This is a genomic window from Bacillota bacterium (assembly GCA_033549065.1).
GTDB lineage: Bacteria > Bacillota > Dethiobacteria > DTU022 > DTU022 > JAWSUE01.
Map to the genome: position 1 here is coordinate 55980 of JAWSUE010000003.1, position 26138 is coordinate 82117.

A 26138-nucleotide genomic window follows, 5' to 3' on the forward strand; every position below is an offset into this window, starting at 1 on the left:
GTTATCCCCTTCCCTTCTCCAGCGCTTCTTTCAGCATCATTCTGCCCCTGTAAAGCCTGTTTTTAACCAAACTCGGTTCCAGTTCCAGGGTTTCACCAATCTCAGCGTAACTCAGTTCACCGACATGCTTTAACAGTAAAACTTCCCGATACATCTGCGGCAGAGAATATAACGCTTTAATCAGTTCATCTTCCCCTTCCCTTTCCAAAACATACTTTTCGGGGCTCTCTTCTTCCGGAGCCTGCAGATCGTCGACCATTTCCACCGGCAGCTCTCGATTGTCTCTTAGCCAGTTACGGCAAAGGTTATTGGCAATCTTGAAGAGCCAGGGCCCGGCCGGTTTACTTCGGTCAAATCGATTCAGGTGCTTGTAAGCCCGCAGGAATGTTTCCTGTGTGAGATCCTGTGCCATGTAGCTGTCCCGGGTATAACGCATTGCCAGGCGATAAATCCGATCTCCGTATGTTTCTACCATTTCCTGCATCAGCTTTTGCAATTTAGCACCACCAGTTCGGCTTTCCATAATATATATACACAACAGGTTAAAAAAAGTCTGATCATCCAGAAAAAAACCGGCTTTTTGGGCCGGTTTATCTTTTATACGCATTGGACAAGCTTAAATTCTTGCCTCGCCGATCGATGTGATCTCTACCAGGCTGTGGGAAAAAACTGCCGAAACCACCCTGCCTGATTCAATCTTCATTTCCAGGGTAGTTATATCAGGCCCACCCAACTCTATACTGCCACCCGATTCAATTTCGAGGACAACTTTACCATCTGCTGCAGAACTTTGCTGATCAAGCTCTCCGGCAGCTAACACGGCCAGGCCGAGTGCGACAGAACCGGTTCCACAGGATGGTTCAAAGATATCATCCTGAACATAGTGGGGAAAAACTATCCGCATATTGCCTCTGCGTTCAGGATGCCAGTCGTAAAGCGCAACATTTGGTTCAACCTCTCCTGTTTCAGATAAAAACCGGTTTTGAATATCCCGCATAGTATCTCTTGTTTTCTGATTCCAGGTTATAAATTCTGTACCGGGATACCTCTTGATAAACTGGTCAGCGTTGATTACCAAAAACTTTCCGGCTCGCATTACCTCCAAACCATCAAGCATCAGCCGGAAGACCCCTCTTTCATAACACTCTTTGACGAAACATTCCATAACAGTTCTTACCCTGACGGCTTTACCTTTAGCAGATTCTATTGAAAGTGCCGTTGGGCCGCATTCTGTATGAAGCATTACCTCGGAAGTAATTCCAGATCGGTCAACACCGAATAAATCTCCCAACTCGGTTTCGATCAGCGCAGCTCCCAGAACCTGTGTAAAACCACCACAGGCACTGATAAAACATGGTATTGTCGGTTCGGCAATTTTAACATCAATTTCACCCGGGTTACCGGCAGGATATAGAATTCCTGCTTCATGGGCATGCAGGTAATTAGGTTCCATCAGTTTAACGGCGATCTCCAATTCACGTCCCACGGGAATTTGATCCCCCCTGAGCAGTATGATCAGGTTGCCGCCCATGTGACCGCGAACAAAATCAAGTTTCATTCTTCAATATCCTCGCTATCCGAATCATTTAAATTAATTGATGTATTATATGCTTCTAATAAAGCTAAAACTGTCAGGTCTAAGGAGTGAAACTCACCCCTTGAGGTGGAAAAGGTTTCAGTAGCATTTTCCATACTTGCGTACATCGTTCATCCTGGTCGGAAGACAGGGGCAAACATTTTCCGGGATATTCTCAAAACGGCATGGGCAGTAAAAATCGCCAAAGAGTCTATTCTTTTCTATTAAGCCTTCCATCACCAGTTCTTTATCCTCGTTGAAAATGTAACCTCGCAGGCGGGCATAGTTTTCAGCCCTGTTGCGCATTTCAACCTCGGGTTCCTGGGCAAAACGGGATGCTTTAACCTCAGGTTCTGTTTCGAGGATTTCCAGCTCAGCGCCGCAAACAGTACATACAACTTTATTGCCTACCTCAGGTTCGCCGTTATAAATGAACGAAACACGGCAGACTTCACAATATATTTTATGCTTCACTGTCAAGCGCCCCTTTAATTTCCTCCTCTTTAAATCCCTGTATAACCTGATCGTTGATCACGGTAACCGGGAATGAGCGCCTTCCGGTCAACTTTTCTACTTCAGCCAAGGCCTGTTTCTGGTCGTCACCTTCAGCCAGATCAACTTCTACAACATCATATTCGACTCCATGATCATCAAGCAGTTTCTTCACCTTTTTGCACCACGGGCATGTGCTAAGCGAATATACCTTAACCATCATACACACCTCTTTCAGATTAATTTTGCACTCCTGTATACAATATTTTCCAATACAATAAACCTCGCTGTATCAATAATATCAAGATCTCTGACTTTCGCAACCTTTTCGGGTTTCATCTTTTCGTCAACCTGAAGTACCATCATAGCTTCTCCGCCGGCTTCCACCCTGCCCAACTGCATTGAAGCAATATTTACATTTTCATTGCCTAAAAGTGTCCCGATTCTTCCGACCACTCCCGGTTTGTCATGATGAGTAGTAATAAGCATATACTTTTCGGGAATAATTTCAATCCGGTAATCATCTACTCTTACAATGCGCATTTCATTATTAAGCAGTGTTCCCGAGATGTGGTGTTGTTCCTGGCCTGAACGGGCGCTCATTGTGATCAGGTTGTTGTAATTTTTAACTTCTGTGGTAGAAACTTCCCTCACGGCTATACCCCTTGCCCTGGCAATATACGGCGCGTTGACCCAGTTTACATCATCCCCGACGACATGGCGCAGAAATCCGATCAGGCAGGATGTTGTCAATGGTGCCAAGGGTAAAGTAGATACTTCACCACTATAAGTTAATTCGATCTCATCAACTGATCCACCGAACATCTGAAGATAAAAACTGCCCAGAATTCTTGTCAGCGGCAGATAGGGTTCCAAAACTGCCCTGGTTTCCGGCATTAGGGCGGGAACGTTAACTGCAGATACAATCGGTTCTCCCCGAAGAGCTTTAATTACCTGCTCCGATACCTGAAGGGCAACATTTTCCTGTGCTTCGCGGGTCAGCGCTCCCAGGTGTGGGGTAACAATTACATTATCCAACTCAAGCAGATTGCAATTTTCCGGGGGTTCCTGTTCAAATACATCAAGCGCTGCTCCTGCCACCCGGCCTTTTTTTAATGCTTCATAAAGAGCTTGCTCATCGATCAAACCGCCGCGGGCACAGTTAATAATCCGGATCCCCGGTTTTAACATGGCAAATTCTTTCTCACCAATAATATGTTGTGTGGAAGCATTCAAAGGCAGGTGCAGGGTAATAAAATCTGATTGCTTCAACAAATCTTCCAGCGTTACCATGGTGATACCGATTTTTTCTGCCTGATCAGCAGAAATATGGGGATCGTAGCCCACGGTTGTCATGTTCATCGCCCTCGCCCGACGGGCCACTTCACTACCGATACGGCCGACACCGATGATTCCGAGAATCTTTTTATTAAGTTCTACTCCGGTATATTCAGACCGCTTCCATTCACCGCATTTAACCGAGCGATTAGCCTCGGTTATATTTCTGGCCATGGATGTCAGGTGAGCTATGGCCAGTTCTGCTGTTGAAATTGTATTTCCATGAGGTGCATTAATTACAATAATCCCCTTCTCGGTCGCCTTATCGAGATCGATATTATCAACTCCCACACCGGCCCGGCCGATTACTTTCAAATTCTTTCCGGCATCAAGAACATGGGCATTGACTTTAGTCCTGCTCCGAACCAACAGCGCATCATAAGTGCCGATTTCACTTATCAGCTGCTCGGGGGTAATATCAGGTTGATAGGATACCTCCGCAAACTCCTCCAGTATTTTCAAGCCCTCTTCAGAAAGGGCATCGCTGACCAAAACCTTCAAAATCTACACCTCCGGGGTTTCTGCAAGAGAAAAAAGTTGTAAAATTACTATATCACAAATATTTCGAAGCTCCAATAAGGTCAGGCTCCCGACTTATTTCCCATTCACTTTGATCGCTCCCTGGGCACAATGTTCCTGGCAGCAGTAACAGCGTATACATTCATACTGGTCTATATCGGGTATACCGAGTTTTAACTCAATTACCTGGGCCGGACAAACCTCCGCACATATACCGCAGCTCGTGCACTCACCGGAAAAAACCACGGGATAGGGTCTGCGGGCATAAAGCATGTTCCTGATATACGAAATCGGAAAAGAGGCAATCATCCGGCTTACTTTTCCTGAACCGGCCGGACCCCGGTCAAAATCTTTAACCCGGCTTTGTTCCAAACTCAACCCTCTAATCTCAATATCAGCAAGATTTGAGCCGCTCAATTTAAGTTCACGTGCAGCAGCAATAGTCGTTACCTGTTCAGGTTTAAAGCCCGTTATTTCAGCGGCCACACTATCAAGAGCAATGCCGTTTGGAGAAGCCATGAGCAGGCCAATCTGTTTTGGTTTACCTTTTCTCGGCCCCGGCCCTTCCATGCCGATCACAGCATCAATGATTGAAAATGCCGGTTTAACCGCGAGGTAAATATCGATCAATAAACGTGAAAAATCTAGCGGAAGGGGATGTTCAAGGTGATAACGTTTTTTAAAATTACCGGGGATACAGCCGTAAACATTCTTAACTGCCCCGGTCAGCCCTGTCAGGGCATGAGTCTTCAGCTTGGCAACATTAAATATAAGATCAATCTCATCCAGCTCTGCTGCCAGCGGAATGCTTCTTTCCTTAAAACCGTTAACCTTTTTGTAACTTATCTCTTTGAATGGAAGCACATCTGCTTCTGTTTCGTCAATCACCTGTTGGATTCCCGAACTTTTCAGGGCCTCTGCCTGCTTGTCGTTTCCCGGGCTGTCGCCCACAAAGACCTGCCCACCGGCTGTATTAATCAAATCTGTTAACACTTTGATCAACATGGGGTGTGTAGTTACTGCTTCGGACACTGTAGCAGCAGCCAGCAGGTTCGGTTTCAGAAGAACCTTCTTGCCGGGAGCCACAATCGATCTGATACCCCCGAAAGGCTCAAGTATTTTTTTTACAGCAGTATTTAATTCCTCTTCGTGATATTTCGAGCAGCCGGCTATTGTCACGATTGGTTTATCCATGAGTTTCATTCCTTCAATCCTTTCGCTGGGTATGATGCTGATTAATCATAATTGAACCTGAACATAGCATGATAAATATATTATCATAATGGAGGCTTCCTGAAAAAAAAGAAGCAGTTTATCAACTACAAAAAACTGCTTTATAATAAACCATTCACCATTAATAAATTAAATCGATCAAAGCTTAACATTAGTAAAGTAACGGCCCAATTTGTGAGCTGTTTTCGGAAGTGAAAAAATAATCAGGTGATCTCCCGGATACAACAAAGTGTCTCCATCTGGAACCAAAACATCACTATTACGGACGATTGATCCGATCATCATTCCCCTCGGAAGATGCAAATCCTTAATTTTTTCATAAGCGGCCCTTGCAGTTTCAGGCAAAACCACTTCGAGAACTTCAGCTTTTTCACCCTGAACCATGGAAAGCGCGACCACTTCTTCCTGTTTGGTCAAGCGCAAGATCTGGGCAGCAGCCAGCATTCTGGGATTGATTAAACAATGAATACCTAATGTATTATAAACAGATACATACTGAGGCTTTTTTACTTCACAGATAATCTTTTTAACGCCAAATCTCTGCGCCAAAAGGGCTGATACGATATTATTACGATCATCTCCAGCTGTGGCAACCACTGCATCGGAACTTTCCATGTCCTCCTCTTTCAGCATGGCATATTCTGTAACATCCCCATGCAGGATTAGAGTATCCTTTAGCTCCCTGCTTAACTCCTCGCAGCGTTTGGCATCCTTTTCTATTAGCTTTACTCTGAAAGGCTGGCGGCTGGACTCAAGCTGCAAAGCCAGCTGACGGCCGACCATCCCTCCACCGAGGATCGTTACCTGGTTGATCCTGGTTTTTTCATGATGAAGCAGCATGCTTATATCTTTTAAAGCCTGACTCTTCCCAATCAAATAAATTTTACTGCCCGGCTCGATGATATCATTGCCGTCAGGTATAATGAACTTTCCACCAGGTTTGCTGATACCAACAATAATACTCTCCGTATTATTCATCGGCAGTTGGTGTAAAGGCACACCGGTTATTTCTGCCTCTTCTCCAACAGTAACACCTACCATCAGCACTTTCCCCTGCGTGAAATATTCCACCTCACTGGCATCAGGAAAATGAAGCATCTTCGAAATCTCTGTGGCAGCAACCTGCTCGGGGTTGATTACAGCGCTGATTCCCAATTTCTTGGGACTGATACCAAAATTGTCATCCATATGTTCCGGGTTGCGTATCCGGCAGACTATCTGCGGTACGCCGTACTGGTTGGCCAGAATACAGGCAATGATGTTTACCTCATCAAGATCGGTAACAGCTATGAGCATATCGGCATTTTTTATACCGGCCATTTCCAGGGTTGCCGCACTGGCCCCGTTTGTTTCGAGAACCATAACATCGAGCGACTCCCTGAACCGCCTGGCCTTCTCTTCAGTTTTTTCGATTACCACTATATCCTGGTTATTTTCAGAGAGGTGCTGCGCCAACTGATAGCCAACCCCTCCTCCACCGACGATAATGATATGCATGGTTTATCCGCCTTTCTGGCACCGGGTATTTTATACCCAGTCCAGTTTCTCCAGCTGTTTGTTTTCACCAATAGCGACGATTATATCGCCTGCTTCAACAACATCTTCGGCAACAGGTGAAATATTCGTGCTGCCCCCGTTATTGCGTCTGAAAGCAATGACGCTGACGCCGTAGCGCGCTCTCAGGTTGAGTTCCAACAGCGTTTTACCGACCATCTCAGCCGGTGCCTTTACTTCCACAACACTGTAATCATCCGACAGCTCGATCATGTCAATAATGGTCGGTGCAATTAAGCTGCGGGCGATTTTTTGCCCCATGTCACGCTCCGGATAAATTACCCTGTTTATACCGATTTTTTCCAGAACTTTACCATGAAGGTCTGTCTGAGCTTTAGCCACAATATACCTGGCTTCCTTTTCGATCAGCAGAATTGCAGCCATTATACTGGCCTGCACATCAAAACCAATGGCTAATACAATTGCATCAAAATCTCTTACGCCAAGGGCTTTAACGCAACTTTCGGAAGTGATATCAGCAGAAACTGCATCCGTTACGTCACTGCTGATCTGCTGAACTAAGGTTTCATCCTTATCAACCACCATAACATCATGGCCGGCATCGCAAAGTGTTCGGGCAACACTTTTGCCAAAACGTCCAGCGCCAATTACCAAAAAAGACTTTTTCAAATTAAGGACCTCCATCAATATTTTGCTACGTATTTAACCGATTAAGATATGTTCTTCCGGGTAATGTAAAACATCAGCCTCCCTACGCCTGGCTAAAGCAACCATCAGGGTTAGGGGGCCTATACGACCACCAAACATAGTCAGGATAAGAGCTATCTTGCTGGCAGAGCTTAAATCAGGAGTGATCCCCCTGCTTAAGCCCACAGTGCCGAATGCAGAAAATGCCTCGAAAAGCAGGGCGCTGAATTCATGATCTTCAAAGATGGTCATTACAAAAGTAGCGACAAAGATGAGGGCGATGGCCGCACTCATAATCGATATTGCCTTCATTATCTGACTTAATGAAAAGACACGTGAAAAGACTACCGGTTCCTGTCGCCCCCTGATCATATTAAGGAAAGTGAAAAATACAATACCAAAAGTGGTGGTTTTAACCCCGCCTCCGGTGGAAGTTGGTGAAGCACCGATAAACATTAAGCCCATTAGAATCAGCAACGTCGGGTAGGTTAAAGCTGCTGTATTGAGCACGCTAAACCCGGCCGTCCTGGGTGTAGCTGCGGTAAAAAGAGCTGTAAAGACCTTTCCGCCTGCAGGTAAAGCTCCCATAGTAGCCGGATTATTATACTCGAGAGTTAAAACCATGAGCGTACCACCAACCAGTAGTACCAAAGATATCATCAATACGAGACGGCTGTGCAGAGAAATCCGTTCACGGTGCCTGAAATGCCCGATCAGTTCCAAGATCACGGTAAATCCGAGTCCGCCGATGATGAAGAGAACCATAATTGTGCCGTTAACCAGGTAATCAGTAGGAGTAAGTGTAAGGCTGGTATAATTGCCGAAAATATCAAACCCGGCATTACCAAAGGCAGAAACTGAATGGAATAGTGAGAAAAATATACCACGGCCAATACCAAGCTGTGGAACGAAACGAATAGACATGGCAATAGTCCCGAGCAGGATAAAAAATATGGCCATTTTGACAACAGTGAGAACCAACCTGACCAGACCGGCAACTGAATCCTGGTTTAATGCTTCTCTCACCAGCAGACGATCCCTTAATGTAATTTTTCTTCCCAGGAAAACAAAAATGAGTGTGGCCATCGTCATAAAGCCGAGGGATCCGCAGAAGATTAGAAACATGATCACCCCTTGCCCCAGGGGAGTGTAAAAGGTGCCTGTATCGACAACTACCAAGCCGGTGACACACACTGCTGAAGCAGCCGTATATAGGGCATCAATGTAGGCTATACCTGAACCCTCTGTCATCGGCGGCAGTAAGAGTAGCAAGGAACCGCTTAAAATAAGCCCCATAAACCCCAAGGCCAGTACCCGCGCCGGGTTTAAAGGTCTTGACTTGACTGCCAATTGATTCATCTCCAGACTCAATAGTTAAGGCTCTGGTAACAGAGCCTTCTCTTATGAATCAAATCTTACTCCACTTTATGGAATTTTACAACACTCTTTTTATATTTTTTTGTGGGCTTGACAGAATAACATGTGTTATTTATAATAACAATAGTTATATTGTATAACATATGTTATCAAAGGAGGTTTACCCGATGATTCAGCCAAGTGTTTATTCCCGCTCCCAGATTGTTGATGCTGCCTATGAGTTGATCCGTGAAGAAGGATGGTCCTCCGTATCGACAAGGGCGATTGCAAAAAAACTAGGCTCTTCAACCATGCCGATTTATTCCCACGTACGATCGGTCGGAGAGTTGGAAAAAGAGCTAAGAATTAAAGCCCGTAAACTCCTCCAGGAGTACCAGCAGCGTAAATACACTGAACATGTACTTCTGAATCTTGCATTCGGTTATGTAACGTTTGCCCGTGATGAACAATATCTGTTTCGCTTTCTTTATCTTGAGAGTCCGGAACAGTTAAATCTGGAGGACGGAATTAGCATGAAAGAGTCTTTCATCAGGGAGTTTGGTCCAGACAGTAATGTAGCGAAAGCTCTAACTGCGATGGAAGAATCCGGTCAGGATGTATTGATCCAATATACCTGGATCTTCACACATGGCCTGGCCATGTTGGTCAATGCCGGTTCTTTTGGGAAAAACTCCGATCAGATCATTTTAAAATTATTGATGAATGCCGGAGAGGCATTTTATACATGGGGAATCAATAATCAAGAAGGAGTGAACGATAATGAATAACCAGAAAAACGGCCTGGTTGATGATATTTGCAGTTTTATTCGGTTTATGTGTGTTGGGGTCCCACCTGTTCATGCAAAATGCACTGGCCGATATAGGTCAGGCGGCCAGTTGGAGTGATTATTTTGCTGATTTTAAATACGGTGTACCGGAGTTAATCCTTCAGCTGTTAACCTTCTCGATCATATTCACTGCTTTAGAAAAGAGAAAGCAGAATAAAAATAATAAAGCCGCCACCGCAGCTTAACTGATAACACCGCCCTCCAGGTAAAACCTGAAGGGTGGTCATTTTAATAAGCAGTGTTCAGGGCTAAGGCATATTTTTATCCACATAAACTGCAAGCTTACCTAAAAAGTTAACATAGCTGCCCAGTTCATTATCATACCATCCAAATATTTTCGCATGGGTAACCGGGATATTAATATCGCAGGCTTCCCGGATTCCACATTCCTGGAGTGTTGCTGAATTCAAAGATATAAATCCCGTTCTGGTATGAGTTTCAACCCCTTCGATCACGATTGCCGCCTGAAAACCGGCAATATCCGAAGATACATTCTGCTTATCACTGAATACTACCATCCCTTTTTGGGCTCCACCTGCAGCCTTCAGATAGATATCATTGACAACATTTCGGTTAACCATCGGTTCTCCGGCATCATTCAATTTGGTCCTGAAGGTCACATTAAGCATAATCAGCGAGGAAGTATTGATGGGGATACGCACTGAATCTGCCATAAAACCGATACTTTTTATTTCAGGAAGGACTTCTTCCAGGGCTCTGGCGGCACCGGTAGTAGTCAGAATTATATTATTGAATACTGAACGGGTTTTCCGTAAATCCGATGTACCGCTTTTTGGCACTGCATCAAGGATGTTTTGATTATTGGTTGCAGCGTGAACTGTTGACATGGAAGCAGTGATTATTTCCGATGTCTCACGGGTTTCAAGAAGAGGTTTTATCATATGAGCTAATCCGGTTGTTGTACAGCTGGCTGCAGAAATAATATGATGTTCTTGTGGGTCATATTTATTGTGGTTAACTCCATATACAAACATACCGCTGTCGGAAGGCAGCCGCTGGGCATCATCTTTTATTCTGAACGGGGCGCTGACAATTACTTTTTCCGCACCGGATTCCAGATGGCCCCGAACGCTCCCACCGGATATATCAGCAGCTGCTGTCGGATCTGTGTAAACACCGGTGCATTCTACAACAAGCTGGACGCCTTCCCGGGACCAGCTAATGTCACGCGGGTTTCGCGCGATAGTTAGAACTTTGATCGGTATTTCGTTTATATTGAACAGGCCGGCGTCCCTGTCTATTATCTTAATTTTGTTTTTTCCACCGGAAAAACCATATAAAAAGCGATCCAATGAGCTGTATGTTGAATCTTTTATTAAATAATCGATAAGATCTTCAAGGGTTCGTCCCACATTTCGACCGGTATTGATCACGAATCCTTTAAAATGGCCTGTATTCAAATGATTCCAGAGAGTCAGCTTTCCAATCCGACCTACTCCGTTAATCCCAAGTGGTTTTTTACTCTTCAGTTTTTTGTCCATAATTTTTACTCCTTCACTATTTTATATACTGCACGGGGTAGCTGCCGGCATAAATACTGCCTACCCTGCCGTCAATTGATATCTTATCCCTGGCCCTGATTTTAAAACCGTTAATCAGGCATTGCTTTAAGCGATCGTCAACCATCAGCTCTTTACAATTTACCACACATACTTTTCCAAGTTTTTCTGCTGCCACGGCGGCGTGAGAAGTAACTCCCCCACGGCTTGTAACCAGGCCATCACAAATAAAAATCATCTGGATATCATCAGGTACGGTATCAGGCCTGATCAATATATGTTTCTCTTCAGGCCATTGTTTTCTGTTTATCTGCAGGTCTTCCATGTCAAAGCTGACCATGCCGCTGAGACAGCCACCGCCGACTCCAATACCCCGCCCAATGAACTGCATTTCTTCAACTGGAGTGCTGAAAATCATCATTTTTTCCTGTTGTATAATATTCTGTTCCCGGATCTGTAAGATGTAAAGATCTGTCGGATCTTCCGACTCAAAGGTAAATTCAATTTCCTGATTATTGAACCCGTACTCTTCGATTAATTGAACAGCGATCTCCCGTAAACGATTAAAAATTCCTGGAAAACTGGTTTCCAGAGATATTTCACTTTCAACAAAGTTTTCAGTACGCTGACTTTCAGAAATCGGCAGAGGGTAGACGAGCCCGGCAACAATATCCTCACCCTGGCTGCACAGAGTAAAATCACCGTAAAGGTTAATCCCCGGTTTTTTTAATTTAGGATTATGAGTAAAGGCCACTCCTGATCCGGAGCGCTTTGAGCGATTGCCCATAACCATTTTCTGAACCAGGACAGCTGTCCCCCATTCATCGGCAATCTGCAGATGTTTGCGATAGGCTATTGTTCTCGGTGATGACCATGATTTGAAAATATTATTTATCGCCTGTTTGAGCTGTTCAAAGGGATTTTCAATAATAAATACACCATGGTCATTCAGCGCCTTCTTATATTCCAGGGCCAGTTCTTTCATCTGGATAGAGGTAAAATTAGATTTCCGATCAACTCCGTACTTATTTTTAAGGGACGACATTACTTCATCAAAACAATCTCTCTCAATGCCATGCGACATACCCCAACTCTGAATAAACCGGCGGTATGAATCCCAGCCCATCCAGGCTGTTTCCCTGCTTTTATCGAGAGCATCAGCAATTTGATCGTTCATTCCCACATTGAGAAAAGTGCTCATTGCTCCGGGCATCGAAATGGCTGTACCGGAACGCACCGACAATAGGATAGGCTTTTTAGGACTACCAAACTTCAGGTTTGTTAATTTCTCCAGGTCAGTTAGATATTTTGTGATGATTTTATCCAGTTCAAGACTCATATAGGGATGTTCGAAAATAGTTTCCCTGTGCCGGTATACTTCGGTAGTAAGGACAAATCCCGGGGGAATCGGCAACCCATAATTAATAAGCTTTTTCAAATAATAGGCCTTGGCGCCCAGAAAAACCTGGTTGTCAATCATCTGTGTTTCACGATTCAAAGGGCTTGCCGCTAAATCAGGGTTATAGGTCATCATGTTATAAATATGGGCTTCCGAGTAATTCTCCAGCATGTTATTGATCATGTTCAGTGATTCGGAAATAAACTGATCCAGTTCCTGCACAAGAAAAGCTGAGCTAAGGATATCTCTGTAGAATTTCTCTGATTCCCTGGCGACAGTTTCCGGTTCAGAATCAAAGATCTGTGGAATAACTATATTGATTGTTTCATCGTATACCCTGATAAAATATTCATTGATCAGTTCTTTAATATGTTGGGCCATAAACCGGAATATATTCATATACTGGCTCAGGGTTACACTCGTTGAGGTAAGGCTGTATCGAAACATTTCCAGGGTTGAATTAAAATTCTGGTTGACTACCCCATCCAGTTCCAGGCCGGTTTTGAATAACTCAAGTGTTTCATAAATTTCTTTGAGCGTTTTGGCCGAGATATACTCAAGTTTGATTTCTTCGAGAATCTTCTCCATAAGTTTTGATGCAACCTGCTCTAATCTGTACATCAATCCGAGCGCCTCAAACTTCGGTTCCTTGTACTGTCCATACATAGAGGGTATACCGACGGCAATATGCCTCTTGTAATAAATAGTTTCGATTGCTTCCGTTGGCTCGCTGCTTATAATTACCTCTTTAAGAATAGCCATAAAACCATACACCAGCTCGAGCGCTTTGCGGTCCTGGTTTTGCTGCAGCAGCACTTCGAGTTTTTCAATATCTTTGTTGGTGAAAAACCGGCTGCGCTGCAGTATTCCCGTAACGTCCCTGGTCTCGAAAGAATATTTTTCAAGCAGCAGGCTGTTTAACTGATAAAGATAATTTATTCGCTTCTTGTCGCGGTCATATTTTGATGGATAGTCTGCAAAAAAGGAGATTATATCTTCCTCGGGAAGTTTTAAAAATTCTTCATGATCAACCTCGTAATGTTGGCAGATCGCCTTCATCAGAAAGTTGACCCCGGTAAAATAATCACTTTGCTGATCAAGTGCGTTATAAACATCATTGGGCAGAATCGGTTTCAGTATCTCAGGATTGCCATTTAGCCAGTATTCGGCCACCCGGTTAACCAGTATAATATGAGTGTTGTTACTTTCGGTATGAACCTGTTTGCGTACAAAGTGGATCATGTAATCCTGCCGACCGGCTACTTCATCTATTATTGTACTGACTTCCCTGAGTTTTCCTTCCGCTCCGATCTCGTTGAAATATACGGGGAAGACCCGGGCTAACTGTTTAACCTGTTTGTAAACACTTCCGATATCTGCATTTAGTAATTTTGTCACATCACGCTGAAAGAGGTCCGTGTCGGCAATAAAGATACCTCCCAGTTTAAGGTTAACAACAAGAGCAGAGAGAAGTTTCTTAAACTTGTATGGTGATGTTCCGATCAACTCAAGCCAGATTCGGATATTTTTGACATGGTTGCTGTTTGCCTTAATTTCCCAGTCACTGGTAATTTCTATTTCACCGGGGTAAACGAATCCGAATTCTAGCAGCTTTTGAATAAAATGAGCGGTAATCTTCGGAGAGTCGATACTGACTATTTCCTTACCCAGTGTAAACAAACAATCCAGAACTGTATCGGTCTGCTGCTCTTTTAACTCAGCAAAAAGGTTAAAAAGCATCCCTGTATAATGAATTATCTCTTCACCTTTCAGCTCTTTTAGAGCAGTTCGGATCAGCCGGTTCAAGTCGTATAGCAAGTGCTTTTTAAGCTGGATCATACCCGGTAGATGAAGGAGGTAAACCAGGTAATAGGTTTTTTCGACTGATAGATTAAATTCTTCACTGAATTGGCGGAAATGATTTGCTATGTCGTTAAAAAAGAGATTGGACTCAATATCTTCCCACTCTTCGGAATTATCGATTTGAGCTTCCAGTCGGGAATAAAAGTCTTGTCCAACTAATTTAATCTTCTCATGATAAATTGGTTGAAACAGCTCAGCTTTACTTTCAAACCAGTCTTCAATGTTTGAAGTTCTGGTCCAGTATGAAAGGCTTCTGCGTAAAACATCTTTGGTTAATCTGCATACAGTCTCCGTAAACTCAGGAACAACCGCAGCCCTGTACAAGTATTTTTTAAAATAGCCGGCATTGCGCAGATAAATAATTTCATGTTGATCAATTCCTTTTTCAATAATTTGCAGACACCTGTACACTGCCGAGGGTGGGTAGTGCTCCTCGTTGATCAGCCTGTCAATAAATTTAAAAACCGACTTGATCAGTTGCTCACGCTGCTGGAAATTTAAATTTTGATCCATGAGTTCCTCGAAGATTGATACCAGAAAGCCCAATGCTCTTTCGCCATCAGCGACCGAACTGTAGAGCCATAAATCATTGAGGCTGATTGTATGCAGATTTTCAATTATATATGAATTATCCGGATGAGGGTGGTTATATTCAATAAAGAGCTCTTTAGTCCGCTTATGAATACCCCAGTAGCCAGATGACAGGGATACAAACCAACTGTGCTCTTCGGGAAGCTCAGCTGCTTCCTGTTTGGTTTGAGCGAGGTTTTCCTCAAGGGCTCTTGAAACAAATTTGCTCTCCATCATTACACCTCGGCGGAATATAAACTACTTTAAGTATAACATGGCCTGCTGTTTATAAAAATATTTGAAGATTTGTAGTGACCTCAACAATTCTTTACTTGTCCACCCGGCTTTTTTTGTATATGATATTTAATGTCGGTTTCAGAATCAACATGAAGGAGCCCTCTGATGAACTTTATTAACCCGGCCGCTCTTGAAGGAGCAGGCGTAATTATATCGATCTTTATAATTATCTTCTTCATCCGTAAAGGCTGGAAAATGTATTATGTGCTGCCCATGGCGATCATTGTTCTGGCCATTACGAACGGTGATTCGTTATCCGATAATCTGGCTGTATTGTACAAATCTGCAACAAGCTTTACTGCTTTTTACCTGGTTACAATGGTCCTGGCCATTACCATGTTGGGGCATCTGCACCATAAGATAGGAGCAATGTCACAGCTTGTCGATAATTTGCGTCTTTTGATCAGGGATCCGCGGATTTTAATTATGGTCTTACCGGCTTCCATATCGCTTTTCTCAACCATACCGGGTGGAGCAATTCTGTCAGCTCCAATGGTAGAAGAAACGGGTCGTAAACTTAACATGCCCCCGACTGAACTGGCCATGTCGAATCTTCTTTACCGGCACCTTATCGTTCTGGTTAATCCCTTCAATGCAGCGATTGTTCTGGCATCTGGGATTACCGGAATCAGCATCGCCCGCTACCTCGGTTTTGCCGGGCCGGTTATCTTCGTTGCAATCGTTATGGCCATAATTATGCTTTTCAGGAAATATCCCCGTTCGGTTGTTGAGATGACGGAACCGGTTCGCAACGGTAAAAGACAGATAATAGTAAAAGTACTTATAGCCGCCTCCCCATTTATTGTCGCCATTTTTTTAGGCGTTGCCTGTAAGGTATTTTTCCCACTTGCCCTGACCGTAGGTATTTTAATCACAATGCTGATTAACCTGCCAAAAGGTCAGATTGGGCCAGCGCTTATACAGAGATTGGGCATGCTTATCAAAGGCTTTAACTGGCCTATCGCTCTTACTTCTCTGACCATAGTTTTTTACAAAGATTTTATTTTAGAAGCCGAGGCATTCCAGCAGTTCGTCCAGTACCTGATGGATCAGGGGCTGCCCTTGATCGTGTTGGTTGTTGTTTTGTCATTCCTGACAGGATTCATCACCGGCAATAATATTGCAGCAATCGGGATAGCAATTCCGATTATCATGCCTTTTCTGGGAGCAGATATGTTTTCAATACGCTATCTGGGGCTGGCCTATTTATGCGCCTATGCCGGTTATCTTGGCTCACCGATCCACCTCTGTATCTATTTCACAAACGAATATTTCAAAACTTCCATGTACACCCTGCTTAAAAGAATCAACCTTTATACTTCAATAATAGTAATTCTCGGGTTGATAGCATTCTTATTTTACTAAGCCGGACTAAATCAAACCTGCTGCATCCCTGTCGATTAGCAGCGTTGCTTCATGGTGAAGTTGAAGAAGCGATGCCGGCCATTCAGTACTTATCTTGCCGCTTACAGTATTCCGTACCGCTTCGGCCTTGCTTCGGCCACTGGCCAGCAGGAGAATCTTTCGTGAAAACATGATGGAACCCATACCCATAGTTATCGCTTTCCGGGGTACTTCCTCGCAATTGTGAAAAAACCGACTGTTGGATTCGATTGTCTCTTCCGCTAAATCAACAAGATGGGTGAATACAGTCAGATTTTTCGAGGGCTCATTAAATCCGATATGTCCGTTTATCCCGATTCCCAATATTTGCAGATCTATGCCCCCACACATGGCTATCTTTTGATCATACTCCGAGCATAAGCGGTCGACCTGAACATCTGTACAAACAGGAATATTTATATTATCAGGATTGATATCAATATGCCCGAAGAGATGTTGATACATGAAGTGATGGTAGCTCTGCTCGTGCTCCGGTAATAGCCCCCAATACTCATCCAGATTAAAGGTAATAACATCCTTAAATGAAATTTCCTTTTTCCTGTTCATTTCAACCAACCTGGCATACATGCCTTCCGGCGTTGAACCGGTTGCCAACCCTAATACAGCTTCAGGGTTATTCCTGATTTCTGTCGCTACTATTTCAGCGGCAGTTTCACTAAGCTCAACATAATCATTGAACACTTGAATCTCCATATAAACCTCCACTGTCAGTTTATTATTAAAAAATTTCTTCTTTCTCTTCAGTGGTGTAGAATAAGGCCATCAGATGGTCACGGTCTTCAGTTTCTTCTGCTTTAAGCAGCTGATGTTCCGCAGCCTGGCGTTCCAGAGCGGCATTCTTCTCCAGCCCGGCAATTATATTAGGAATCCCTGAATCTATAAGCATTTTTCCGATTGTCCTGAATATTTTCTTGCTGCCATAAAGATATTCCCCCTCGTATAAGATCTTGGAAGCCACCATTGATTTGAAATTATCAAATTTTAGCTGGTCGCTTACAGTTTCGAGATCTTTTATCAGGTAATCGATCTCTTCTTTTACTGCCGGATTCATTAAAAGGTTATACTTTTCACCGAATATCATACGGTCAAGATCTGATGTTAACACTTCAGAAAGGTTATCGGTGACCACAATAATATCGAGATCTGAACCTCTGACCAGTTCGCCTGTTGATGATTCAGGCCGCGGTTCTGAATGAGCCATCCCGTAAACAACGTCACCGGCGATGATAAAGCATGCCTGATCTATATAATCCTCTTTGGCCGGGTTTGCCTCAATCAGCCTTTTTACTGTACTCTCAGCCAACTCAACTTTTTTCCGGCTGATCAGCGTAAGCTCAGCTTCAAGTCTAACAGCCATTTCAGAAATATCCGATCTGTCTCTTTCAATGCCGATAATCGTATAATTCAGGAATTCTCTCATAATTGAGGGAGAGAGTCGGGCATAATTTTCAACTTTAGAATCCAGCCTCAGGTATCTTGTACTGACCAGGGAAGAGATAATCTTATCATCCATCCTGCATTGTTTCCAGGCATCAAAGGTATCCAGACCGGTACTGCTTACCACTTTTTTTCCGGTCATTGGCCCTTCTTTTTCCAGCAGTTCATAGAGTAGGTTCATACGGAACCGTTTCGATTCAATTTTGTTGTTTTCGAAGCCTGCCTCACTTTGATGATTGAACCCGGTTTATAAAAGCCCCTGGCCATAACATTGGGGTAGAGCAGAGTATTTTTACCAAGCAGGGAACCTGGACTTGTTACGCTATTGCAACCAGTCTCAACCCCATCGGCCAGAATTGCTCCAAATTTGCGGAGGCCTGTTTCATATTTAACCCCTTCAACAGTGATTACAACTTGTGAATCAATCATTTTCAGGTTGGCCAGCTTTGTTCCCGCACCGAGATTAACCCGGCCTAGAATACTGTCGCCGAGGTAAGCAAAATGGCCTGCCTTACTGCCGCCGAGCATAACGGTTGATTTAACCTCGGTAGTATGCCCCACAACACAATCATTACCTACAAGAACATCACCCCTGATATAGGCTCCGTGACGGACTTCTGTACTATCACCAATCACTGCCGGTCCCTTGATCAGTGCTCCGGGCTCGATCACAGAACCGCTGCCGATGTAAATAAGATCGTCCATTAAGTAGGAGCCGGCGTAAATAATACTCGCTCCCTCGAGAACCTTACCATCGACTGATACAATGGGCTTTTTACCGGTTGAATCTATTTCGTAGCCGGAAGTAATAGTCTTTTCTTCATGTAATATGACTGTTTTTTCGATTACCGTTTTGCCTTTACGTATGATCCCGACATTAGGGTTAAGGTAGCCTCTGATGAAAGATTTAAGCTTAATCAGGGCTTCCCAAACATATTCGGTATCATCGAAAAGTCGGATAAAGGGGTTCTCTCCAAGATCAAAAAAATCTTCAGCTTTTAACAATTCATCACACTCCCATTTGAAAATACTTGCATACCAAACATGCAGGTATCATTTAAATCTTTAATCAGAATCAAGTCGTCAGGTTCTTATAGCCTTTTTCCAATATCCTGAGCATCCGGATCCGGTTATAGCGCTGTGTCATTATACAGGGCAGATTAACCACTAATCCATAAAAAATCAATATGAGGGCAACCCACCAATCAACTATTAAAAAAAAGAGAAATGCCGGTAAAAAAGTAAGCCAGTGCGTCAGCTCAGCCCGGCAGGTTTCCACTACAAATTTTTCAAGATAAGCTTCATCCTGAGAGCAGAGCCTGCGTTTTGAAAAACCGCCTTTCATCCAGCTTCCGCCATCGGGTAGAAAGCCCTTCCACCTTCTGATCCAGAAAACTTTTTCATATAAGCGTCCACTTCTTTCCCACTTTTGAGGCCGGTATAATCAGTGATAAATCAGAAGACTCATCCGGACTATCTAAAACACCTGTTATCTCCTCCTTGTTTTTCCTCAAAAGGTGAATTTTCCAGAGCAGCCAGGTCCCGCAAAACCAAAAAATAATTTGTAAAACTATACCTATAATTTTCTACATCCCCGCTTCCCATGTATCAAAATCATATCTCCTCACTCAGGATTCAATTCCAGCCACCTGACGGGCCAGTTGTTTCTTCTCTTCCAGGTTTGCCTGGCGGGCGATCATTACTCTCTGTGCCTGCGGTGAACCTGCGCCATGCATTGACTCTGTCCTGTACCCGACAGCTGCAGTTCCCAAAGTAATATTTTCGATCAACCTGAGGACTCTCAGACGCTGTTCGGTAGGTATGTCGGCTTTACCCTGTAAATACTTTTCGATATACTTGCCAATCTCAGGGTGACGCAGATCTTTTTCTGAAGGCATGGTAACCATCAATCCACCGGCAATATCTTCGGCCAGTCGGGCAATCTCATAAGGGAAACGGGTTACATTTTGTTTACAGACGTTGGCCAGTAGAAGATCAATAAGGTATGTCCCCGAGGCAGTGACTATTCCCTGGCTGGAACAGGCAATACCGCAGGCATACAAAGTTTCATTCAGATGGATCATCTCAATCAGTTTATCCCTCACATGAGATGCCCGGGCTGTTCCGTTATATTCGGCAGCCAGGGCTGCAGCGCCGATCAGTACATCGCCGACACCGACTTTACAGCCTCCATAGCTCTGTCGGTGATACCCGGCAAACCTTTCCACAAGCGGGTTGGTATAAGCATATTCACCACACATAAATACTCTTTCCCAGGGGACAAAAACCTCTTCAAAAATAACCAGGCATTCGTGACCCCCGAAACGGCAGTTACCTACATCGAGAGTACCGCCTTCCAGTCTGCGTGTATCACAGGACTGCCGTCCGTATATATAGGTAATTCCGTCTGTATCAGCAGGAATGGCAAAACTGACAGCATAATCTGCATCTGCTTCGGTCATTGTCGCCGTAGGCATAACCAGTATTTCATGGGAAGAAAGAGCCCCCGTCTGATGAGATTTCGCCCCGCTGACAAATACTCCATCTTCAGTCCTGCGGATTACCCGAAGATACAAGTCGGGATCAACCTGTTCTGATGGTTTGGAAGAGCGGTCTCCCTTGGGATCGGTCATTGCGCCGTCAACAACCAGATCGTTATCCTGAACATAACGCAGAAATTTCCTGAAACGCCTGTGGTAATCAAGATTTAAATCTCGCTCCATTTCGTACGTAACCGAGTCAACAGCATTAAATGCATCCATCCCCACACAGCGCTGAAAGCAGGATGCAGTTTTCTGACCAAGAATGCGCTGCATTTTAACCTTGTTGATTAGATCATCGATACCCTGGTGAAGGTGGGTAAAACGGTTAACCCTTTGACCTGTTAAATTGGATTCGGCTGTCATCAGGGGTTCATACTGAGGATTATGCGCCAGTTCATAGGTCATTGCCACTGAATTTATCGAAGGTCTGATTATCGGATGGTCCGGAATGTTCCGAACCAACTCACCAAACATATAAGCCTTTACCTTCAGCTTACGCAGTGAATCAATATACTCTATTTCGTTCATCATCAAAACCAACCTCATTTCCCCTATCCGTCATCCATTAAGAGAAGAGTTCTTTAACCGAATCCTTGCTGAGGGTTATTATCGTAAATATACCGAGCACAGTTCCCAGGGGTACGATCAGGCATTGTATGAAAGAGATGATCAGGCAAAAATTATATGCCCGACGCTGCCTTAGTCTTACCCCGGAAATAATGATTAAAACCGCCATCGCCAACCCGAGAATAATGATAAACAACGAGAGCAGGACAAAGATGAGACCTACCACCCGTGGAGCCTGATCTCCACCGTTAAACCCTCCGGCCAAGATAGCAATACCGATAAAAAAGTGAATTAACGGGAAGAAAGAAAAAGCTGCTGTCAGGGCTCCTAATACAAAATGTAATGTTCCCAGGAGATCGAGGTTCCTCATTTCCTGTTCATTCATAGCTATCCCTCCATTAAACTGATATATTTATTACCGTACAATTACGGCCTTTCTCCTTGGCTTGATAAAGCGCTTTATCAGCCGCTTTCAGTATTTCCTCCACATTCTCTATTTCTTCATGTGAAGCTGTAACCCCCAGGCTGATTGTGAACCTGATTTCTCTCTCTTCATAAAAAACCGGTGAGGCCGATATAAGACATCTTAAATCTTCTGCCAGTAGAAAGGCGCTTTCCAAACTAGTCCCCGGTAATATTATACCGAATTCTTCTCCTCCCAGCCTGGCAAAAAGGTCTACATTACGGAGGCGCATTTTAAAAATCGAAGCAAGGTGCTCCAGGCTTTTATCGCCTGCAGTGTGGCCAAAGTTGTCATTTATCTCTTTAAAATGATCCAGATCAAACATGATCAGGGAAAAATGCTGGTTATACCGCTTCGAACGATACAGTTCTTTATTAATAGCCTGCATAAAGTAGCGCCTGTTCCAAAGGCCGGTCAACTCATCAGTTGTAGCCAGCTTGTGAAGTTTTTCCTCAACCAGTTTGCGATCAGTTATGTCACGAATAATAATCATCTGTCCATATGGTAGACTATCCTCTTCATGCAGCGGTAAAAAATCTACCCTAAACCAGGTTGGATCATCTAATCCAGGATGTTTAAGCTCAACATGATACTTCCTGTTTTTCTTATTGAGCAGTTTAACCAGTTTAGGCCAGTAATCGAGGACTTCAGCGGCCGGTTTGCCAATTGCCAGTTGGCTGATCTGCAGGTAATTCCTGGCCGTGGTGTTCAGATCGATAATACGCATGGAGTCATCGAGAATGAGTGCGCCGTCAGGAAGTTCTTCAAACAGTTTTGTCCTGGCCACGGGCAGCAGGTCAAAAAGTCTGTAGCGAATTAAACCCCAAAAATAAAAGAGTGCGCTAATAGAGATAAAATAGGGATTTAAGTCGATACACCAGGGAAATGGCCGGGCCAGGTAAAAGAGGAAGCCTAACCAGGGGATTAACGAACCGATCAGCATAACAGCTATCTGTTTGCGATAGACCGCATTGGAACTGACCCACATAATTGCAAAAAGGATGTTACTGAACAATATAGCAAAGATAGCGTACATACTCTGAACCCAGTACCAGAGCCCTCTTTCAAAAGCGATGACAGGAAATGGCCCCTCCACATTTAATTCATAGCTCTGGTACATCAGGCCATGATAGTGATTGGTATAGAAAAGAATTACCGTTACCACGGGTATGATAAATAAAGCAGCAATTCCAAAAGCAGATAATCTGCTTTTCCTGCCGGTATATTCCAAAGCAAAGAGAATAAAAAATGCCGGCAGAACGGAAATGCCGATATATTCAAACCGCAGAAAGATAAGTATGAAGTCCAGGGTTGCTGAAGAAATTTCAAGAGCATAGGCCAGGGAGTACAGGGCACAGGCAAGAGCCAGCAGGGAAAAAGCAAATGAGCCTCTTCCGGATGTTTTTAAAATCCAGGCCTGATAGGCAACATGAATCATTAAGAGACTGGAAATGAATAGGGGTAATGCATATGGATTATAGTACATGGAACACCTCTAATTGATAATCCTTTTCTCGATGTTAATGATTATTAAACTGAAAAACAAATGGAAAGGCCGGCAAGAATGCCGGCCCCTGTTTTTAAAAGAGACCGGTTTATAGTGAACCGGCGATTTCTTTTAATGCATCTTCCAGGCGGTTGAGCACTTCATCAATCTGTTCCCGGGTTATAATCAGGGGCGGTTCAAGACGGACTGTGTTAGCGCTGATCAAAGTACCGGCAACGAGAACTTTACGTTTAAAAAGACCGGAAGCAACCTTGTAACCATATTCAGGTTCTTTAAAGTGCTGGCCGATTAACAATCCCTTCCCGGTAATCCCCTTGTAAATCTGGGGAAACTTATCCTTAAGCGTATTTAACCCCTTCATAAAGTAATTACCCATTTCTTCAGCTCTGCCCGGCAAGTCATCCCTCAGGGTAACGTGAATTGCCGCTATAGCCGCAGCACAGCCCATCGGGTTCCCGCCGGTTGTCGTTGTATGGACAAATGGATTAGGCTCTTCAAATGCCTTCCATATCCTGCCATTCCCCATAAAGGCCCCAACTGGCATTACGCCGCCTCCCAGAGATTTGGCGACACAAAGTATATCGGGCACCACTCCCCAATGATCCAGACCCCATAATTTTCCTGTCCTCCCCATTCCGGTCTGAACTTCATCGGCGATCAATAATACTCCATAATGGTCACAAATTTCTCTCACCCGTGGCCAGAATTCATCGGGTGGAACAATCGCCCCCGCTTCACCCTGAATTGGCTCGCAGATAAAAGCAGCGATCTCGATGCCTACTGCGCTGCATATACCAAGCTGCTTCTCCAGCGCATCAGCATCTCCAAAGGGAATGTGAAAAGTCTGCCCGCCGTAAGGCTGCAGAGCCTGGCGGTAATCTTTCTTACCCATAACACTGAGTGAACCAAGAGTTTTTCCATGAAAGGCGGCAACCGTTGAAACAAAGTTGTGTTTTCCGGTATAAAGCCGGGCAATTTTAAGAGCACCCTCAATAGTCTCTGTCCCACTGTTCACGAAGAAAGCATGGTCGATATCACCCGGTGTCACATGTGATAGAAGCCTGGCTAATACACCTCGTAAAGGATCCATCAGCTCCTGGCTGGGTATACCTGATTTTCCGGCCTGTGCCCTGACTGCCTTGACCACTTCGGGGTGGGACCAGCCGAGATCCAGAGCACCGTAGCCTCCGAGACAATCTATATATTCGTTTCCAAACACATCGTAGTAATAAACTCCTTCACCACGCCATTCAGTTCCGGCATAGTCACCTGCCTCGGTAACTGATTTTCTGTACTCCACCCACCCCTTGTTAAAGTGATTGACAAAATTATCAACTGTTTCGCGGGATATTTCTTTTGAAGTTTTTTCGTCCAGTTCACTGCTGCCAATAATGTCCAACCATCTTTCTGCATACTTTATAGCTTCTTCATTTCGGCTCATTGCAGCTCAGACTCCTCTCAGGTTTAATGAAATAGATACCCATTCATGGGTTATTCTTAAAAGAAAAAAACAGGATAGATTTTTGTTTCACAATCTAATTAAACTAAATAATAGATTCATCATTAACCTGGAAATTCCTTCACTTCGCCAACCCATAAGTTATTAACCATTATGGACTGAATTTGGGGAGTATGATATGCTGATACTGGCTATTTCTGCCTGAATTTTCTACTACCTTCAAAAAGCCGTACATATTTCTTATCGAAAGGAGCTGGTGTAAGTGAAAGATGAATTCAGGGTCGATCAGACAGCCCTGGAAGTAATCAATGAATTTCTGTGCAACCCGGATAACCCTTTAACCGGGGAATTAAGAGGGATAGTCAGCAAATATGGAACTCCGGATGAGCTAAATCGGAAAGCAGCAAAATCACGCAGTATCGACTCTATCATGGGTCGCCTGCAAAATATTGATTCTCCGTATCTGACAGATCTTGAATGGCTGATCAGGGAACGGGATAAAGGTGCTTTTGTCTCCATATCCGATTACCGCAGAACTATCCTGGGAGAAAAAGCAGATAAACATTACTTCAGGGAATGTAATGCAGTAACCCTCGAAATCAGCGCACTGCAGTATTTCCCCTGGTTGATTGCGGAAGCCCAAAAAGCGATCAAAGACAAAGAGATTATGCCCGCCCGCTATATCAGGGTCCGTCGGATGAAGGAACAGGAAAAAGATCAAGGGGATATTCTGGCCATTGCCGGAGCGATGCAGATACTGGGTGCCAGTTATGTAGAGAGCCTCGATACCAAGGGAGTGGATGGTTCAAATATTCACCTCTGCGGTCCCGAAACGATAACCGGATATTTCGGAGGGATCGGCCAACCCAATGAGTATGTCTGCCGATGGGTCGATGAACTGCTGTACTACTACTCAAATTATGGTATAGAACAATACCTGAATATCAATTCCGGCACCATCCTGGCCGGATTAATGCTTTACAGGATGGGCCTGGATGTATACTTTAAAATTTCGGTTTTCACCGGTCACGATAACCCCTTCGCAGTCCTCTGGACCCTGCTGTTAGCCAGGCTCTTTGCCCGCAGTGACGGGTCAACCCCCCTGGCCGGAATTAATTTCAGCAACTCGGTTAACAACAGGACAATCGGATTAAGCTCGGAAATCAGAAAAGCTTTTGACCTGACAGACAACGTTCGCTTCGAACATCATATTACCGAAGCCTACAAGAGTATAGTCCTCCAACCCTACAACAGGCGGAATGAACTGCTCGAAATAGCCGGTTCAGTGCCCAACATCGCTGCCAAACACGAAGGGGGAGATCCGGAAATGGAAGAAACCCGGGAGCATCCATCAGATATTCTTGACTACTTCAGGGCAAAGGAAGAAATTGTTGAGTCGGGTGATATGGAGCTTCTGTTGGCAAATTACCTGGATAAGCATGAAGCAGTAAACAGAACTGCCCGGGCTTTGACGGAAAAAGGGATGTCCTTCAAAGGCGCTCCGAACCTGCACCGACTTTAGATTATAAGAAATTTAATAAGCCA

At 44.2% G+C, this 26138-nt stretch carries 22 protein-coding genes and 1 pseudogene; 4 read left to right on the top strand and 19 right to left on the bottom strand.

Annotated elements, in window-relative coordinates:
• Position 1: 1 nt before the first annotated feature.
• The 9 genes from SCJ97_02560 to SCJ97_02600 all read right to left on the bottom strand — a co-directional run bounded on the left by SCJ97_02560 (position 2) and on the right by SCJ97_02600 (position 8719).
• Positions 2-496: a sigma-70 family RNA polymerase sigma factor gene (locus SCJ97_02560; protein MDW7738927.1), complete on the bottom strand. Its 495-nt coding sequence runs from the start codon at positions 494-496 to the stop codon at positions 2-4.
• 120 nt (positions 497-616) lie between these two features.
• Positions 617-1558 (bottom strand): hypothetical protein, encoded by a 942-nt coding sequence (locus SCJ97_02565; GenBank protein ID MDW7738928.1) that lies wholly within the window; start codon positions 1556-1558, stop codon positions 617-619.
• 117 nt (positions 1559-1675) lie between these two features.
• Positions 1676-2050 (bottom strand): ferredoxin-thioredoxin reductase catalytic domain-containing protein, encoded by a 375-nt coding sequence (locus SCJ97_02570; protein ID MDW7738929.1) that lies wholly within the window; start codon positions 2048-2050, stop codon positions 1676-1678.
• The gene (locus SCJ97_02575) at positions 2040-2288 is read right to left on the bottom strand and encodes a glutaredoxin family protein (protein ID MDW7738930.1); all 249 of its coding nucleotides are present in this window, start codon (positions 2286-2288) and stop codon (positions 2040-2042) included. The genes SCJ97_02570 and SCJ97_02575 overlap by 11 nt, the downstream gene beginning before the upstream one ends.
• A 14-nt stretch (positions 2289-2302) precedes the next feature.
• Positions 2303-3907, bottom strand: coding sequence for a phosphoglycerate dehydrogenase (gene serA, locus SCJ97_02580; GenBank protein MDW7738931.1), 1605 nt, complete (start codon positions 3905-3907; stop codon positions 2303-2305).
• Between the two features lie 93 nt (positions 3908-4000).
• Positions 4001-5119, bottom strand: coding sequence for a DUF362 domain-containing protein (locus SCJ97_02585; protein ID MDW7738932.1), 1119 nt, complete (start codon positions 5117-5119; stop codon positions 4001-4003).
• 177 nt (positions 5120-5296) lie between these two features.
• Entirely contained in the window at positions 5297-6655 is a 1359-nt protein-coding gene (gene trkA / locus SCJ97_02590) for a Trk system potassium transporter TrkA (GenBank protein ID MDW7738933.1), read from the bottom strand.
• A 30-nt stretch (positions 6656-6685) separates the two neighbouring features.
• Positions 6686-7357, bottom strand: a complete 672-nt coding sequence (locus tag SCJ97_02595) for a TrkA family potassium uptake protein (protein MDW7738934.1) — start codon at positions 7355-7357, stop codon at positions 6686-6688.
• Between the two features lie 18 nt (positions 7358-7375).
• Positions 7376-8719, bottom strand: a complete 1344-nt coding sequence (locus SCJ97_02600; GenBank protein ID MDW7738935.1) for a potassium transporter TrkG — start codon at positions 8717-8719, stop codon at positions 7376-7378.
• Positions 8720-8904: 185 nt separating this feature from the next.
• Here SCJ97_02600 and SCJ97_02605 point away from each other — a divergent pair, with 185 nt between their 5' ends.
• On the top strand, positions 8905-9504 hold the full coding sequence (locus tag SCJ97_02605) for a TetR/AcrR family transcriptional regulator (GenBank protein MDW7738936.1): 600 nt from the start codon (positions 8905-8907) through the stop codon (positions 9502-9504).
• A 20-nt stretch (positions 9505-9524) separates the two neighbouring features.
• Positions 9525-9749, top strand: coding sequence for a hypothetical protein (locus SCJ97_02610; protein MDW7738937.1), 225 nt, complete (start codon positions 9525-9527; stop codon positions 9747-9749).
• A 63-nt stretch (positions 9750-9812) separates the two neighbouring features.
• On the opposite strand, the gene SCJ97_02615 is transcribed toward SCJ97_02610, so the two are convergent.
• Entirely contained in the window at positions 9813-11066 is a 1254-nt protein-coding gene (locus SCJ97_02615) for a glyceraldehyde 3-phosphate dehydrogenase NAD-binding domain-containing protein (GenBank protein MDW7738938.1), read from the bottom strand.
• Positions 11067-11082: 16 nt separating this feature from the next.
• Complete coding sequence (locus SCJ97_02620) at positions 11083-15150, bottom strand: PEP/pyruvate-binding domain-containing protein (protein MDW7738939.1); 4068 nt, start codon at positions 15148-15150, stop codon at positions 11083-11085.
• Between the two features lie 168 nt (positions 15151-15318).
• Here SCJ97_02620 and SCJ97_02625 point away from each other — a divergent pair, with 168 nt between their 5' ends.
• Positions 15319-16578 carry a DUF401 family protein gene (locus SCJ97_02625; protein ID MDW7738940.1) on the top strand — a complete coding sequence of 420 codons (1260 nt, stop codon included), beginning with the start codon at positions 15319-15321 and terminating at the stop codon, positions 16576-16578.
• A gap of 6 nt (positions 16579-16584) precedes the next feature.
• Here the strand turns inward: SCJ97_02625 and nagB are convergent, their stop codons facing one another.
• The 8 genes and pseudogenes from nagB to SCJ97_02665 all read right to left on the bottom strand — a co-directional run bounded on the left by nagB (position 16585) and on the right by SCJ97_02665 (position 24575).
• A complete protein-coding gene (nagB, locus tag SCJ97_02630) occupies positions 16585-17310 on the bottom strand; it encodes a glucosamine-6-phosphate deaminase (protein ID MDW7738941.1) in 726 nt (241 codons plus the stop codon).
• Between the two features lie 25 nt (positions 17311-17335).
• Positions 17336-18235, bottom strand: a complete 900-nt coding sequence (locus SCJ97_02635) for a hypothetical protein (protein ID MDW7738942.1) — start codon at positions 18233-18235, stop codon at positions 17336-17338.
• Entirely contained in the window at positions 18232-19059 is an 828-nt protein-coding gene (locus SCJ97_02640) for a glucose-1-phosphate thymidylyltransferase (protein MDW7738943.1), read from the bottom strand. The genes SCJ97_02635 and SCJ97_02640 overlap by 4 nt, the downstream gene beginning before the upstream one ends.
• Before the next feature lie 70 nt (positions 19060-19129).
• Positions 19130-19483 (bottom strand): annotated as a pseudogene (locus tag SCJ97_02645) (glycosyl-4,4'-diaponeurosporenoate acyltransferase).
• A 199-nt stretch (positions 19484-19682) separates the two neighbouring features.
• Positions 19683-21128 (bottom strand): 4-hydroxyphenylacetate 3-hydroxylase family protein, encoded by a 1446-nt coding sequence (locus SCJ97_02650; GenBank protein ID MDW7738944.1) that lies wholly within the window; start codon positions 21126-21128, stop codon positions 19683-19685.
• A gap of 34 nt (positions 21129-21162) precedes the next feature.
• A complete protein-coding gene (locus tag SCJ97_02655) occupies positions 21163-21549 on the bottom strand; it encodes a hypothetical protein (protein MDW7738945.1) in 387 nt (128 codons plus the stop codon).
• Between the two features lie 13 nt (positions 21550-21562).
• The gene (locus SCJ97_02660) at positions 21563-23113 is read right to left on the bottom strand and encodes a diguanylate cyclase (GenBank protein MDW7738946.1); all 1551 of its coding nucleotides are present in this window, start codon (positions 23111-23113) and stop codon (positions 21563-21565) included.
• Between the two features lie 109 nt (positions 23114-23222).
• On the bottom strand, positions 23223-24575 hold the full coding sequence (locus tag SCJ97_02665; GenBank protein ID MDW7738947.1) for an aminotransferase class III-fold pyridoxal phosphate-dependent enzyme: 1353 nt from the start codon (positions 24573-24575) through the stop codon (positions 23223-23225).
• A 280-nt stretch (positions 24576-24855) separates the two neighbouring features.
• On the opposite strand from SCJ97_02665, the gene SCJ97_02670 reads away from it, so the two are divergent.
• Positions 24856-26115, top strand: a complete 1260-nt coding sequence (locus tag SCJ97_02670; protein MDW7738948.1) for a hypothetical protein — start codon at positions 24856-24858, stop codon at positions 26113-26115.
• The last annotated feature ends 23 nt before the right edge of the window (positions 26116-26138 follow it).